A 14395-nucleotide genomic window follows, 5' to 3' on the forward strand; every position below is an offset into this window, starting at 1 on the left:
TCGCTATTTTTCAACAAAAAAATCATGCATACCTATTCCATTCTTTTTCTTCTCCTGATTGGCTTTTCTTTTTCAGCCTGCCAACAAGATGCCGGCTCCGAATTTCACAAAAACAAAGTAATAGCCCATAGAGGAGCTTGGAAAAATGCCGGTCATCCTCAAAACAGCCTAGCCTCACTCAGGGAGGCGATCAAACTTGGCTGTGAGGGATCCGAATTTGATGTATGGATGACAGCAGACAGCATTTTGGTAGTCAACCATGACCCGGACTTCATGGGCATGTCCATAGAAACATCCACCTTGGAGCAACTTTACGAAAAAGAATTGCCTAACGGTGAAAGAATCCCGACCGCTGAAGAGTATTTAAAGGAAGGGATCAAGCAGAAAAAGACCAAACTGATTTTTGAGGCCAAGCCATCAGAACTGGGCGTGGAAAGAAGTGTATTGTTGGCTGAAAAGAGTGTGGAGTTGGTCAAAAGGCTTGATGCGCAGGACTGGGTGGATTACATTTCCTTTGAGAAAGCAATTTGCAGAAAGATAATTGAGCTTGACCCAATGGCACGGGTGGCTTATTTAAATGGTGAAAAATCCCCACAAGAATTGGCCGACAAAGGCTACTACGGATTTGACTACCACATATCAGTGGTGAAAAAAAATCCCGGATGGATCACCCAAGCTCATCAATTAAGCTTGACTGTAAATGCCTGGACTGTCAACAATCCTGAGGACATGAATTGGCTACTCGATCACAATACGGATTTCATCACCACAGATGAGCCAGAGATGCTACTTGAAATTGTACAAAAAAGGGATTGAAATTATCTTGACAAACTCAAACCAGATGGCGGTATAAAAGAAAGTAATTCAACAGTTACTAGGTCTAAGGCCTGACAAAACTCGAAAAACTTTCACTTTACACACAAATTTTATGGTTTTAACAATTAATCGGGCTCAAATTTAGATAATTAAATATCTTTTTCATTACTTGCAGACGTTCAATAAGAAACCAGCCACCAAGGCTACCTTTTAATTGTACTATTCTACTAAACGCCACTAATGATATGAGTATAGATCCTTTCATTGAGTTTTTGTATCGCTCCGATACCTTTTCCCAAATATTATCAGCACAAGGCGAGTTAAGTGTTAATAAATTAAAACCCGAGACCACTTCCATTTATAACCTTTACAGTTTTGATTCCTCATCCGAACTTATGTATATATTTACCGTAATTTTTGTGGTAGCAGGCATCTTATTTTACAAGTTTAAGTTTGGAAATCGGCATCAAAAGCATCCATATGAAGTGTATCAGGAAGCCGAATACAAAGCAAAGGTGTTGATACAAAAAGGTGATTATAATCAGGCGGTCCAATATTACAAAGCAGCACTCGAACAGATCCAGATCGACGACAATCAAGAGGATTTCGAGAGCCCTAAGAAACAAACAGCCTGGATACTGGGACAAAAAATCGAGGAACTAAGCCACTTGGAAGGCACATCCAGTTAATATTTTTTCCTTACATCCCGCTATTATTGCCACCATATATCCCACTCCTATAATCCACGTAGGAGATTTCCTCTTCGAGTCTTATATTTGGTTTCCTTTTTAAAACCAATATAGACTTATGATAAACCTCAAATTTAGCTTTACCTTACTTGCCTGTCTGTTTTCTTTGGCGGTATTTGCCCAAGAAGAGAATGATGGCAAATGGGATGTCTCCAACCCCAAAGGAGACTGGAATTTCAAAACACATACTTTTACTACCGATGAGGGTACTTGGATGAACCTTGATGTCAGTCCTGATGGCAAAACAATTGTTTTTGACCTTTTAGGCGACATTTACACTATGCCTATTGACGGGGGAAAGGCCACTCCCGTGCGAACAGGACTTCCATTTGAGGTACAGCCGAGATTCAGCCCTGATGGCAACTGGATCTCCTTCACCAGCGATGCGGGTGGCGGGGACAACCTATGGGTGATGAAGCCTGATGGTTCAGAAGCCCGCCAGGTAACCAAGGAAACCTTCCGACTTCTCAACAACGCTGCCTGGATGCCTGATGGCAATTTTCTCATTGCCCGAAAACATTTCACTTCTGGCAGATCACTAGGAGCCGGAGAAATGTGGAAATTCCACATCACAGGGGGCAACGGCATCCAGCTTACCGAGCGCCGCAATGACCAGCAAGACACCAATGAACCAACTGTATCCCCTGATGGCAAATACATGTATTATAGTGAAGATATGGCTCCTGGAGGGGCATTTGAATACAACAGGGATCCCAATAAGCAAATCTATGTCATCAAACGGTATGATTTTGCCAATGGAGAAATCACCACAATCACCGGTGGACCGGGAGGAGCAGCAAGACCTCAGGTATCTCCTGACGGGAAGAAACTGGCCTTTGTCAAAAGAGTAAGGACCAAATCAGTTCTATATATCCATGACCTCGAAACAGGAGAAGAATGGCCTATTTTTGATGGTTTGAATCAAGATCAGCAAACTGCCTGGGCTATTTTTGGGGTTTATCCAGGTTTCAGCTGGATGCCTAATAATGAGCAGATTGTATTTTGGGCAAATGGTAAAATCAACAAAGTAACTGTCAAGTCTGCTGAAGTTTCGGAAATCCCATTTACGGTTGATGCCGAAATCCAAATTGCCGATAGGGTTCATCAGAAAAACCCAATTCCTGAAGACACCTTCGAGTCGAAAGTAATCCGAAATGCAGTTACTTCGCCTGATGGGAAAACCCTTGCATTTAATGCTGTTGGATATATTTACACCAAAAGCCTTCCAAACGGGACCCCAAAAAGACTTACTTCAGGGGAGCATTTTGAGTCAGAGCCGGCTTTTTCTGCCGATGGCAAAACGATAGTATTCGTGACTTGGGATGATGAGGAAATGGGCGCCATTCACAAGGTGGCCACCTCAGGTGGCAAAACCACCAAACTCACCAAGGAAAAAGGAATTTACAGACGACCCTCTTTCTCTCCTGACGGGAAAACGATCGTGTTCCGAAGAGAGTCTGGAAATATGGACCAAGGAAGGACTTTCTCCAAAAATCCGGGCATTTATACCATGTCTTCTGAAGGTGAAAACATTAAGTTAATTACAAAGGATGGGGATCATCCCACTTTCAACAGGGAAGGAGACCGCATCTTTATCCAAACGGGAGGTACTTTCTTTGGAAGCTTGACCAAAGAGCTGAAAAGTGTCGATTTAAATGGACATGACGAAAGGTCCCACATTAAGTCTAAATATGCTAATCGCTTGGTACCTAGCCCAGATAACAAATGGGTAGCCTTCACGCACCTTCACAAAGCTTATGTAGCTCCTCTAGTGATGACTGGCCGTACCTTGGACTTGGACGATAAGTCCACCTCTATACCAGTTTCCCAACTTTCCAGGGATGCCGGGGTAAACCTGCATTGGTCTAAAGACAGCGATGTGGTCTACTGGATGATGGGTCATACCTATTATTCCAATAAATTGGCCGACAAGTTTACTTTCCTGCCAGATTCTCCGGAGGAGCCTGTGAAGCCAGCTGAAGATGGGTTGAAAATAACTCTGACCGCCAAGGTGGACAAACCCGATGGGATTATAGCCTTCACCAACGCCCGTCTAATCACCATGGAAGGGAATGAAGTGATAGAAAGCGGGACAATCGTAATCGATCAAAACAAAATTAGCGCTATCGGAAAAGCTGATGAGATTAATGTGCCTGGCAACGCCAAAGTGTACGACATGGAGGGCAAAACCATCATGCCGGGAATAGTAGATGCGCATGCGCATATCGGTGCATTCCGTGAAGGCCTGAATGTAAAGCAAAACTGGCAGTTTTATGCTAACCTCGCATTTGGGGTCACCACCGCCCATGACCCATCTGCCAATACGGAAACGGTGTTTACCTTAGCCGAAATGGTCAGAGCCGGTGAAGTGGTCGGTCCAAGAATTTACAGTACTGGCTTTATCCTGTATGGTGCAGATGGTGACTTCAAGGCCGTGATCAACAACATTGACGATGCCCGCTCATCTATTAGAAGAACCAAAGCTTTTGGTGCCCAATCGGTGAAAAGTTACAACCAGCCACGAAGAGAGCAACGCCAGCAAATCATGCAGGCAGCCAGAGAAGAGGGGATAAATGTGGTGCCTGAAGGTGGTTCTACTTTCTTCCACAACATGAGCATGATCATGGACGGCCACACGGGAATCGAACACAACATCCCCATTACCCCTGTTTATAAAGATGTAATCGAGCTTTGGAGCAATTCAGAAGTAGGATACACGCCTACGCTTATCGTAAACTATGGTGGGTTGAATTCGGAATACTATTGGTATCAGCATACCAATGTATGGGAAAATGAAAAGCTCTTGACCTTTACCCCTAGGGCGGTTATTGACTCAAGGTCACGCTTCCGAATTATGGCTCCCGATGAGGAATATGAAGCAGGCCATATCATGACTTCCAAAGCTGTAAATGAACTTTCCAAAAACGGTGTCAAGATCAACCTTGGTGGCCACGGCCAACTTCAAGGCCTGGGCGCCCACTGGGAGCTATGGTCCATACAGCAAGGTGGAATGAGCAATCATGACGCACTAAAGGCAGCCACTATCAATGGGGCTGAATACATTGGTGCTGGTGATGACTTAGGGTCATTAAAAGTAGGCAAGCTTGCTGATTTGATTATCATGGAAAAGAACCCGTTAGAAGATATCAGAAATTCTGAGTCTATAAGATTCACGATGATTAACGGCAGGTTATACGACACTGAAACCATGAATGAAATTGGAAATCACCCTAAGGAAAGAGGCCAGTTCTACTGGGAAAACAACCTATTCAATGAGGCCTTTGAATGGCATGATGAATCCAAAAGCTTTATGAGAGATGGATGCGGCTGTAGTTTGGGCCATTCCCATAATTAATATAATTCTTATATAAAAATGCCCTGGAAAATCCAGGGCATTTTTATTTCTACTTTTTATCCGTGGCCTGTCTATAGCCTGTTACATTATGTTACTTTATTTACCCATAAAATATCCTGAATCTTATTGATTATCAGCAATTTTTATCACCTATTAGCTCTTCCCGGCAGATAAATTTGGAATCCCAGCCCCACAGCCAAACCAGTCACAGCTGCTCCGGTATTGATATTTGCTCTTGAATAGGTGTATCCGAAAGTCCCTTCTATAGCCACGTTGTTGCTTATAAAGTGGGCATACCCCAAGCGTAATCCTGCCAAAAAGGACGCATCACTGGCCTCCGTGCTTCCTGCAAGACCAGCTTCAGCCTCGCCAAAAAACCGACTGGTAGCAGTAGCTCCTTCCGGGAAATAATACCTAACAAATGGCGTTACTCCATAGCTCCAAATGTTTTCAAAATTCGGAACCGTCGTTAAACCCACTGTAACGCCCAAACCAACCGCTAAATCATCCATTAGGAAATAACCTGCCCGTGGGTTCAACACCAAACCAAAGGACTCAGTGGTAAAGTTGTACCCCAATGAACCAATACTTCCACCCACAATCCAATTGCCTGCTTGAACAGGGGAACTCCCTACCGCAGCAGACGTGGGAGGCGGGGATTGGCGGGGATCTACTTGGGCAAATGAAAGGCCCAGACAAAACATAAAAGCAATGAGAGTAAATATTACTTTTTTCATGACAAACTAATTTAGAGTTAAAAATAAGACCAGCTAAAAATAAACTAAAGTAATGCCATAAGTAGGTTACCTTAGGAATTCGTCCACCTTATACCAGGCTTGGCTTGCCAAAATTTCATCGATGAGCTTGTCCCATTGAGCTTGTGCCTGTTTATTCCTCCCATGGGAAGTAGCCTCATCATATGCGGCTTGCAGTCGGTTCATTTCCCTAAAAGCTTCCAAATATTCAAAGTTGATTTCGCTTTCATAATCCTCTGGATCCAAGCCCATGATCAGCAACCGGTTCCTAAAGCGCTCCCCCACGATTTTGACCAGATCAAAGTGTCGTTGCTCGTGGTTTAGCCCATAGGCATTTTTAGAATCTGCCGATACCCAAGAAGCATTTTTCAGCATGTAGACCTTTAACTTCATATTTAAAACCAACTCTCCATCTATCAGCTCCGTATCCCCGTCAATACTAAATGAGGGGAAAATTGAGGCAGCAAACCGGCTTCCCGATCTTGGGCGGTCTTTAAAATCCTCCCAAGTCAGCGGCCTGTCCGGATGGTAAAATACCGTATCCCCCACTTCATTCGCTTCATAATCCTCGATGGAAAGGTGCAGTTGAGTGGAAAAGCTGGGATTACTTTGGATTTCTGCCTCCATCCAATCGTTAAAATGACTCAAGCCGGCCACGAGGGCTTTGCCTAAGGCCGACCCAATCAAATCCGTTCTATGAATAGAGCGCTTATAAGTCACCCCGCCCTGGAAATCGAGAAGGTGGCTAAACCTGTCATTTTTCAACTGTTCAAAAGCATAGCTCAGGTGAATCTTCCCTTCGACCACATTGGAAGAAATCACCTTCTCTTCTACCCTAAGATCCATTACTCGCCCAAACACCATATTATTGTGATCAGCTATCTGGGGCGAGGGCGCCAATTGGCCCAAAATATCACTTACGCTTCTTTCCAACCTGCCTAGCTGGACATATGAGGGCGAAATGAAAATCTGCCCCAATTCTTGATTTGTACGCTCATCGGTAAACCCTTCCAAAACGTAGCCTTTTGGCTGCCAATCCACCTGAGGGATGTCTACTGCAATGAAAGTTTGATCTTGAGCAAAAAGCTTGGAAATGCAAAGTAAAAAGAGGCAACTTAAAATAAATGGAATTACCCGAAGAGGTATTTTTGGATATTTGCGGACAGGCTTTTTCACATAGAGAAAACCTATTGAGCTGGATTTTGGTTCGAAGGAATGACTTACATTACCTGCCCCATCACTGTAATCGGCCTGCTGATGGTTTCCAACACTTTCCCATCCGTCAACTGATAAATAATTTTAAAACGATGTGTAGAGGTGGCTTTAGGGGCATTTTTAAGCGTGAAGAGAAAAGTAGAAAAATCCCTCAGCTTCAACTCAGCCAACTCCTCCACATCCAACACAATGCATTCAGCAGGATATTTGGGACCTACTTTTTTCTCAATGGAAAAGAACCTTTTCAAGTCCTCTCCAGCAGGAAGATCCTGAAAATCATTATCACTTAAAATCTGAATATCCTGGATATTTTGGGCGAAATTATCCGGATTATCCTTTTCGTCACGTTGAAAACCCAACAATCTAAAAAAATCCGGTCGGGTCAGCATTTTTCCCTGATGCACAATCTCAATAAAAAATTCATTATAAGAAACCGTCGGTGAAGATTGGGGATAGCTCACATAATTGAAATAGTCTTTGCTGTTGCCGATGAAAACATTAACCTGCTCATACAAGCCAGAAAAAACCAATTCCTTTTTACCAGAATAAACGTTGTTAACTAAAACAAATCCAGTGGTGAGCCCAAAAACAATAAGGAGAGTAAAAGCTTTTTTCATACGAACAAAATGGGCAACTTACTCTCTATACGTATAATATAAACTTTTGTCCTGCCGATATGGGAAATTAATATATTTTTAACATTGGCTGACTAAACTTCTAAGCATAATCACCCCAACACTACCATAAAATCTTCACTAAACATCAACTTTCCATCTTTTTCCTCCCCTGTTTCCAAAACCAAACCCTTGATTTTTCTGGTCTTGCCTTTTTCAAGCAAATCCTGCACTTGGCCTTTGGTAAGCTTTTTACCAAATATTTCAAAAGGAAGCTTGAAGCCACACACTTTAAAATTTCCACATCCATAGGCTGTTTTCCCTTTGAGCAACTTGTGTTCCTTGCATTTCGGGCAGTCTAAAGACTCCGGGTCCGTTTTCTCCTTTACCTGCTTTTTGGCTTTGGGCTTGACAGGTTCCGGTGCTTTTTCCGCCACCTCAATCCTTCTGAATTGGGAATTTTTCACTTCAAAAGTCAAATCCACCACCATTTGGACCAGCTCTTCCTTGAAAACCGCCGCGTCATATTCGCCTCTTTCAATTTGCCTCAATTTCCTCTCCCATACACCCGTCAATTCTGGGCTTTTAAGCAGATCATTTTCTATGCAATCGATGAGGTCAATCCCCGTCTGGGTTGGGTAAATGTTCTTTTTGCGTTTTTCAATGTATTTTCTTTTGAAAAGCGTTTCGATGATATTTGCCCGTGTGGATGGCCGGCCAATTCCATTTTCTTTAAGCAATTCCCGCATTTCTTCATTTTCAACCTGCTTGCCGGCAGTCTCCATGGCTCGCAAGAGTGTTGCTTCGGTGTATGCTTTCGGGGGAGTAGTTTTTCCTTGATGCACTTTTGGCTCATGCGGCCCTTTTTCGCCTGTTTCAAAGGCAGGCATTAATTTTTCCTCGTCCTTATCTTTTTCCTTTTTGGCATCATTGGCATATACCAACTTCCACCCAGGCTCTAAAATCTGCTTGCCGGTAGCCTTGAATTCCACCTGCCCAACCATCCCCAAAACGGTAGTGTTGGCCACTTTACATTCAGGATAAAAAACCGCAATAAACCTTTTGGCAATCAAATCATATACCCTCTTTTCCTCAGCTGCATATATTCCAGTGGGCAAAACATCGGTAGGGATGATGGCGTGGTGATCGGTCACCTTGTTGTCATCAAATACAGTTTTGCTCATCGGAATAGGCTGAGCCAAAATTGGGGATATGAGCTTTTCATAAAACTTCATGCTGGTCAAAATCCCCGGGATCTTGGGATGCAAATCCTCCGAAAGATAGGTGGTATCCACCCTGGGGTAAGTCACATATTTTTTCTCATACAGGCTCTGTACATACTTCAAGGTATCCTCAGCCGAGTAGCCGTATTTCTTATTCGCCTCGACCTGAAGGGCGGTAAGGTCAAAAAGTCTGGGATTGCCTTCTTTGCCTTCCTTTCTTTCAAAGGAGGTAATTTCAAAATCATGCTGCTTGAGGTATTCAAGCCCCTTGTTGGCCTTCTCCTCCGTCTTAATTCTCTCTATAGTCGCGGTAAATTCCGTTTCCCGATAAAGGGTTTTCAGCTCCCAATAGACCTCTGTATTAAAAGCGTCAATTTCCTTCTGCCTTTGCACTAGCATGGCCAAGGTGGGTGTCTGTACCCTGCCGATAGACAAAACTGCTTTCTGCTGGGCAAATTTCTTGGTAAAAAGACGGGTCGCATTCATACCCAACAGCCAGTCTCCAATCGCACGCGCACTTCCGGCAGCGTAAAGTAAATTGTATTTTTCACCTTCCTTCAGTTTCTCAAAACCTTCCCGAATGGCATTTTCGGTGAGAGAAGATATCCAGAGTCTTTTCACAGGCACCTTGCATTTTGCCTTCAGCAGCACCCAGCGCTGGATCAATTCCCCCTCCTGCCCGGCATCCCCGCAATTGATGACTTCTTGGCAGGAAGAAACCAGTTTTTCGATCACACCAAACTGTCTTTTAACCCCATCATTTTCGATCAGTTTGATCCCAAACTGGGGCGGAATCATAGGGAGATCCTCAAGTCTCCAATATTTCCACTGAGTGGTGTAATCGTGGGGTTCTTTGAGCGTGCAAAAATGTCCAAATGTCCAGGTGACCTGGTAGCCATTGCCTTCATAATAGCCGTCTTTTTTCGTTTTGGCGCCTATCACTAGAGCAATATCTTTGGCAACACTCGGTTTTTCAGCTATACAAACTTTCATTTTTGGGCGGGGAGTCAATTTCAATCAATCAGCAAATACGGTGATTTAGGCTGAATTTCCAAGCAGGAAAAAGGTCTTTGTGGCTTACTATATCCTAGCTATTTATTTTTCCCGTTTTCGAAAAACAAAGAATATGGCCTTTCAATTTTTGCCTCCAGCACTTTCATCGAAATCAGGCCGTTTGAACGGAAAACTTCCTTTCCATCCATGATGAATAAAATTCCAGGCACACTCAACATCCTTAGCTGGGCGCACAGCATAGAGCTTTTGGATATTTCCAAATAGTGCACCTCGACTTTGGGGAATTTGGAAATCATTAATTCGCTCAACTTGGGTTTCAGACTGGCGCAAACCGTGCAGGCCTCTCCTGTGAAATAAAACAGAAGCGCATCTTGTTTTTTTACCAAAGATTCAAAACTCTTTAAATCCATACTCACATTATTATTTTCGGTTTCAGGCATTTACTTAATAATAAGCTACCATGTACGTGAATTTACGTAGATAAATTTCTTTTTTTTAATTTCAGGCATGAGATTTGAAAACATTGAAATTGTCTGATAAACCAAATAAAATACTCAAAGCGGAAAGTTTAATCACCCTAAACTGAGCTGAGTAGGCCGCCGGTCTTTGACCGGTGGCTTTATTATCCCACCCCTTCAAACACTTCCCTTCTTATACTCATCAACAACGTAATGCATAACCCCATAAACGCTATAAGGGCAAAGGAGGCCCGGAGGTTGAGCAATTCTCCAATAAAACCAATAAGAGGTGGCCCCAAAAGAAAGCCAAAAAAACTTATGGTGGCCACCAAGGACAGAGCTACGCCAGGTGAAAACACTTTGGACCTCCCGGCAATACTGTAGGAAAGGGGAATCACAGATGCCGTACCAAATCCCACTAAGATAAAACCTATCACGGAAGTGGCTACATAAGGGAAAATTACAGCCAGTGATAACCCAAGTCCAATCAAAATTCCGCTTACTTTTAAAGTCAACACCTTCCCTACTCTGTTGATAATGGCGTCCGAAGCGAACCGCCCAGAGGCCATGGCAGCCATGAAGGCCACATATCCGGCCGCCACGTAGCTGGGGTCAATTTGCACGACTTTCTTGAAGTAAACGCCACTCCAGTCAAACATGCAGCCTTCGCACATCATCCCAAAAAACCCGATTAGACCAACTCTTAAAAGGAGGTTATCTGGTCTTCTCAAAACCATCCCCGAGCCACCCCGGGACTGCCTTTCCTTGATAATATAGGCTTGAGAAAACACCACAATAGCAATGACTATGGCCGCTACAACCAGAAAATGATGGAAAGCAGGAAGGCCAAAATAAATAGTCAGTCCCCCTATCCCTGCACCGGTAAAGCCCGCTAAACTCCATAAACCGTGGAAGGAACCCAGAATATTTCGCTGATAAAGATCTTCAATTTCAATGGCATGAGTATTCAGGGCTATGTTCATGATATTGCCCAACATCCCAAAAACCACCACTACTCCAGCGAGGGTGTACAGCGTATCTGACAGCCCTATCATTACTAAAAAAAAGCCATAGCATAAACCAGAAAGCAAGAGTACAATCCTGCTTCCAAACCTGTGAACCATAAAACCGGCCAGTGGCAGAGCGATAAGGGATCCAAATGGCATTCCCAACAGAAGGGCACCAAGTTCGGCCTCAGAAAGGGAAAATTTCAGCTGTATTTCAGGAATCCGTGTTGCCCAAGAGGCAAAGCACAATCCGGAAAGGAAGAACAGACTGCTTAGAGCAATTCTTCTCTTTTTGACAAAATCCATAAGGCTAGGTTCGATAGAACGCTAAATTACATAAATCTGGCAAAACAATTTTACTTATTTAAGTAGTTCATCCACATGATAAAAGAGTTTATCGAGCAAAATTCAGGACTAACGTCCTCCTAGAGATCATCACGGTGAGTTGACTTTTAAAATAATTCAAGGTAAAAACGATTTATTCTTATTTTTTCACCCATAATAAAATTTAAACATTGAAAAATCACAGATATCCTTAATCAGCTTTCCTCTTCAAAAAATATGAATAAAAACTATTTAAATGTTTTTATTTCATAGAATACTATCTTACCTTTATATCAGTCTTTAATCAGTACTTATTTTTTGATCTTATTCCACAGAAAAAAAAATGCCTCTTGTGTTAGAGGCATTTTTTATGTTATCCATGAAATACTACTAGGAAATGACTTCGAGATATTTTCTCGGTAGGTTGACCATCACATTTTGATGGATTGTGGGGATTCTGATGATGAAATAATCCTTGTTGCCCTTCTGAACACATTCCCCCTCAAAACCCTGCATTGGACCGCCGAGAATTTTCACCTTTTCCCCAGCCTCAATTTCGCCTGTATCTACTTCCACTGCCACACCAGTCTCCAGGAGACGCTTGATGGTTTCGATCTCCTGATCCCTTACGGTAGCGTGATTGCCTGCAAAATGGACAAATTTGACCGCTCCTTGTACTTGCAAAGACTCCCATAGCCTATCTTTGGTGGTTTTTACAAAAATATATCCGTTGAAAAGAGCACGTTGAACCTTCTTTTTTCGGTCACTCCATTGACGGATCTCCTCGACCATAGGTAAAAATACCTCCAACCCGTTTTCCTCAAGTCTTTGGGTTACCTTTTTTTCAGCTCTAGGAGCTGTGTACATCACGTACCATTTCTTGTCTTCAGCCATTTTAGACGTTTGCGTTAAAAAAACAAAATTACCAAATAATCCCCTCTACCCAAGCATTCAACCTACAAAACACTTAATTCAAAATATTACACCCTAATTGTTGTGAACATCAGTATAAAATTTATTAAATTACTTTAGATTTTTAGATTATAACCATGTACTATATTTTTTACAAAAGATTAACCGACTTTGTTTTGGCATTGGTGGCCCTAATACTGGTTTTTCCAATATTTCTTCCCTGCCTTTTAGCCAATCTGATCATTCATAAGGGCTTCCCCTTTTTCCTGCAATTGAGAATTGGTGAAAATGAGCAGCCCTTTTATATCATCAAGCTAAAAACACTTAAAGATGTTCAGTTTGAGGGGCAAACAGATCTGGAGAGATTAGGCCTATTTGGCTATTGGTTACGAAAAACCTCCCTGGATGAAATTCCCCAACTTTTCCTGGTTCTTCAAGGGAAAATGAGTCTAGTGGGCCCAAGACCCCTACTTATAGAATACCTTCCGCTTTACACCCCCGAGCAGCGGCGCCGACATTCGGTCAAACCGGGCATCACAGGCTGGGCCCAGGTAAATGGCAGAAACACCCTTGATTGGCCATCCAAATTCAATCTGGACAATTATTATGTAGACCACAGATCTTATAGGCTTGACTTCAAAATAATGATCCTAACAATTGGAAAAGTATTGACAGCACAGGGCGTGGAAGGAAATGAAACGCTGTTTATAGAAAAATTCACAGGTACCCCGCTGCATCAACTCACTCAAGACATAACAAAACGCTTATGAACCCTCCACGCATCTCGCTTTCTCCTCCGCATCTCTCCGGAGCAGAACAAGCCTATATCACGCAAGCTTTCGCCAGCAACTGGGTCACCTCCATGGGGGCCAATGTGGATGGTTTTGAAAGCGACATTACCTTTACGACAAAATGCGGCTATGCCGTGGCGCTAAATTCCGGCACATCGGCGATCCATTTAGCCTTAAGGATTCTAAATATAGAGCCTGGAGATTTTGTACTTTGCCCCACTTTGACCTTTACGGCCACAGCGGCCCCAATCACGTACCTGAAAGGCATTCCGTTGTTTATAGATTCCGAAGCAGACACCTTCAACATGGATCCGGACATCTGTGAAGAGACCATAAAAAAAATGATCCTTCGAAACAAGAAACCCAAAGCAATGCTCGTCGTCCACCTTTATGGAATGCCGGCAAAAATTGAAAAGCTTCTTCGATTAAGTAAACTTTATGACATTCCTCTTATCGAGGATGCTGCGGAAGCTCTGGGATCTACTTATAACAATCAGGCATGCGGGACTTTCGGAGAAGTCGGGATTTACTCCTTCAATGGCAACAAAATCATCACTACGGGAGGAGGTGGGGCCTTGGTGACTGCCAATCCCTTTCTTGAAAAAAGAGCCAGATATCTCTCTAACCATGCCCGGGAACTTCTCCCACATTACCACCATCAAGAAGTCGGATACAACTACAGGTTGAGCAATATCAGTGCAGGCATTGGAAGAGGGCAACTATCAGTGCTCGGAGATAGGATTGCTGCTCGCAAACGTAATTTTGAAAAATATAAAAAATATTTTCAGAACAATGAAAGGGTAAACATGCAGGAAGCGCCTGATAGCCTTTTCAATTCAAATCGATGGTTAACGTCAATTCTATTGGAACCCGAATTTTACAAAAAAGCCGACAAAAACCTGTTGATGGATTCATTTGAGGCTGCAAATATTGAAACTCGGCCATTATGGAAGCCTCTTCACCTTCAACCTGCCTACAAAGGATTCCCCTTTAGGGGTGGAATGGTGGCAGAAGACCTATTCAACAAAGGGATCTGCTTGCCGAGCGGAAGTAATATGAGGGAAAGCGATTTTGAAAGAATTTTTGCGGTTTTTGAAACGGTTCAAAAAGTTTTGTTAGGAGCATAATTAATCCCCCCAAAAACTGACGTAAGTCATATTAA

The 14395-nt window shown here is 43.0% G+C and carries 12 protein-coding genes; 5 read left to right on the forward strand and 7 right to left on the reverse strand.

Annotated elements, in window-relative coordinates:
- The first annotated feature begins 24 nt into the window (after positions 1–24).
- The 3 genes from KIH41_RS05990 (at position 25) to KIH41_RS06000 (ending at position 4920) form a co-directional block, all read left to right on the forward strand.
- A complete protein-coding gene (locus KIH41_RS05990; RefSeq protein ID WP_214161843.1) occupies positions 25–816 on the forward strand; it encodes a glycerophosphodiester phosphodiesterase in 792 nt (263 codons plus the stop codon).
- A 245-nt stretch (positions 817–1061) separates the two neighbouring features.
- On the forward strand, positions 1062–1505 hold the full coding sequence (locus tag KIH41_RS05995; RefSeq protein ID WP_213943875.1) for a hypothetical protein: 444 nt from the start codon (positions 1062–1064) through the stop codon (positions 1503–1505).
- Positions 1506–1623: 118 nt separating this feature from the next.
- The gene (locus tag KIH41_RS06000; RefSeq protein WP_214161844.1) at positions 1624–4920 is read left to right on the forward strand and encodes an amidohydrolase family protein; all 3297 of its coding nucleotides are present in this window, start codon (positions 1624–1626) and stop codon (positions 4918–4920) included.
- Between the two features lie 146 nt (positions 4921–5066).
- Here KIH41_RS06000 and KIH41_RS06005 read toward each other — a convergent pair whose 3' ends face one another.
- The 7 genes from KIH41_RS06005 to KIH41_RS06035 all read right to left on the reverse strand — a co-directional run bounded on the left by KIH41_RS06005 (position 5067) and on the right by KIH41_RS06035 (position 12424).
- On the reverse strand, positions 5067–5657 hold the full coding sequence (locus tag KIH41_RS06005) for a porin family protein (protein WP_214161845.1): 591 nt from the start codon (positions 5655–5657) through the stop codon (positions 5067–5069).
- 66 nt (positions 5658–5723) lie between these two features.
- Positions 5724–6851, reverse strand: a complete 1128-nt coding sequence (locus KIH41_RS06010; RefSeq protein WP_214161846.1) for a hypothetical protein — start codon at positions 6849–6851, stop codon at positions 5724–5726.
- 44 nt (positions 6852–6895) lie between these two features.
- Positions 6896–7507 carry a hypothetical protein gene (locus KIH41_RS06015; protein ID WP_213943871.1) on the reverse strand — a complete coding sequence of 204 codons (612 nt, stop codon included), beginning with the start codon at positions 7505–7507 and terminating at the stop codon, positions 6896–6898.
- A gap of 110 nt (positions 7508–7617) precedes the next feature.
- Complete coding sequence (locus tag KIH41_RS06020; RefSeq protein WP_214161847.1) at positions 7618–9720, reverse strand: type IA DNA topoisomerase; 2103 nt, start codon at positions 9718–9720, stop codon at positions 7618–7620.
- 98 nt (positions 9721–9818) lie between these two features.
- Positions 9819–10181 carry a thioredoxin family protein gene (locus tag KIH41_RS06025; protein ID WP_246538986.1) on the reverse strand — a complete coding sequence of 121 codons (363 nt, stop codon included), beginning with the start codon at positions 10179–10181 and terminating at the stop codon, positions 9819–9821.
- Positions 10182–10363: 182 nt separating this feature from the next.
- Positions 10364–11512, reverse strand: coding sequence for an MFS transporter (locus KIH41_RS06030; protein ID WP_214161848.1), 1149 nt, complete (start codon positions 11510–11512; stop codon positions 10364–10366).
- A 408-nt stretch (positions 11513–11920) separates the two neighbouring features.
- On the reverse strand, positions 11921–12424 hold the full coding sequence (locus tag KIH41_RS06035; protein WP_213943867.1) for a UpxY family transcription antiterminator: 504 nt from the start codon (positions 12422–12424) through the stop codon (positions 11921–11923).
- A gap of 155 nt (positions 12425–12579) precedes the next feature.
- Here KIH41_RS06035 and KIH41_RS06040 point away from each other — a divergent pair, with 155 nt between their 5' ends.
- Positions 12580–13212 (forward strand): sugar transferase, encoded by a 633-nt coding sequence (locus KIH41_RS06040; RefSeq protein WP_214161849.1) that lies wholly within the window; start codon positions 12580–12582, stop codon positions 13210–13212.
- A complete protein-coding gene (locus tag KIH41_RS06045) occupies positions 13209–14360 on the forward strand; it encodes a DegT/DnrJ/EryC1/StrS family aminotransferase (RefSeq protein ID WP_214161850.1) in 1152 nt (383 codons plus the stop codon). Before KIH41_RS06040 ends, KIH41_RS06045 begins: the two co-directional genes overlap by 4 nt.
- The last annotated feature ends 35 nt before the right edge of the window (positions 14361–14395 follow it).

It is taken from the genome of Litoribacter ruber (assembly GCF_018500185.1).
In the GTDB taxonomy this organism is placed as follows: Bacteria; Bacteroidota; Bacteroidia; order Cytophagales; family Cyclobacteriaceae; genus Litoribacter; species Litoribacter ruber.

Coding starts and splice junctions, on each gene's coding strand:
- KIH41_RS06020 (WP_214161847.1), bottom strand. CDS start 9,720: ATGAAAGTTTGTATAGCTGAAAAACCGAGTGTTGCCAAAGATATTGCT.
- KIH41_RS05995 (WP_213943875.1), top strand. CDS start 1,062: ATGAGTATAGATCCTTTCATTGAGTTTTTGTATCGCTCCGATACCTTT.
- KIH41_RS05990 (WP_214161843.1), top strand. CDS start 25: ATGCATACCTATTCCATTCTTTTTCTTCTCCTGATTGGCTTTTCTTTT.
- KIH41_RS06000 (WP_214161844.1), top strand. CDS start 1,624: ATGATAAACCTCAAATTTAGCTTTACCTTACTTGCCTGTCTGTTTTCT.
- KIH41_RS06030 (WP_214161848.1), bottom strand. CDS start 11,512: ATGGATTTTGTCAAAAAGAGAAGAATTGCTCTAAGCAGTCTGTTCTTC.
- KIH41_RS06045 (WP_214161850.1), top strand. CDS start 13,209: ATGAACCCTCCACGCATCTCGCTTTCTCCTCCGCATCTCTCCGGAGCA.
- KIH41_RS06005 (WP_214161845.1), bottom strand. CDS start 5,657: ATGAAAAAAGTAATATTTACTCTCATTGCTTTTATGTTTTGTCTGGGC.
- KIH41_RS06035 (WP_213943867.1), bottom strand. CDS start 12,424: ATGGCTGAAGACAAGAAATGGTACGTGATGTACACAGCTCCTAGAGCT.
- KIH41_RS06025 (WP_246538986.1), bottom strand. CDS start 10,181: ATGCCTGAAACCGAAAATAATAATGTGAGTATGGATTTAAAGAGTTTT.
- KIH41_RS06015 (WP_213943871.1), bottom strand. CDS start 7,507: ATGAAAAAAGCTTTTACTCTCCTTATTGTTTTTGGGCTCACCACTGGA.
- KIH41_RS06040 (WP_214161849.1), top strand. CDS start 12,580: ATGTACTATATTTTTTACAAAAGATTAACCGACTTTGTTTTGGCATTG.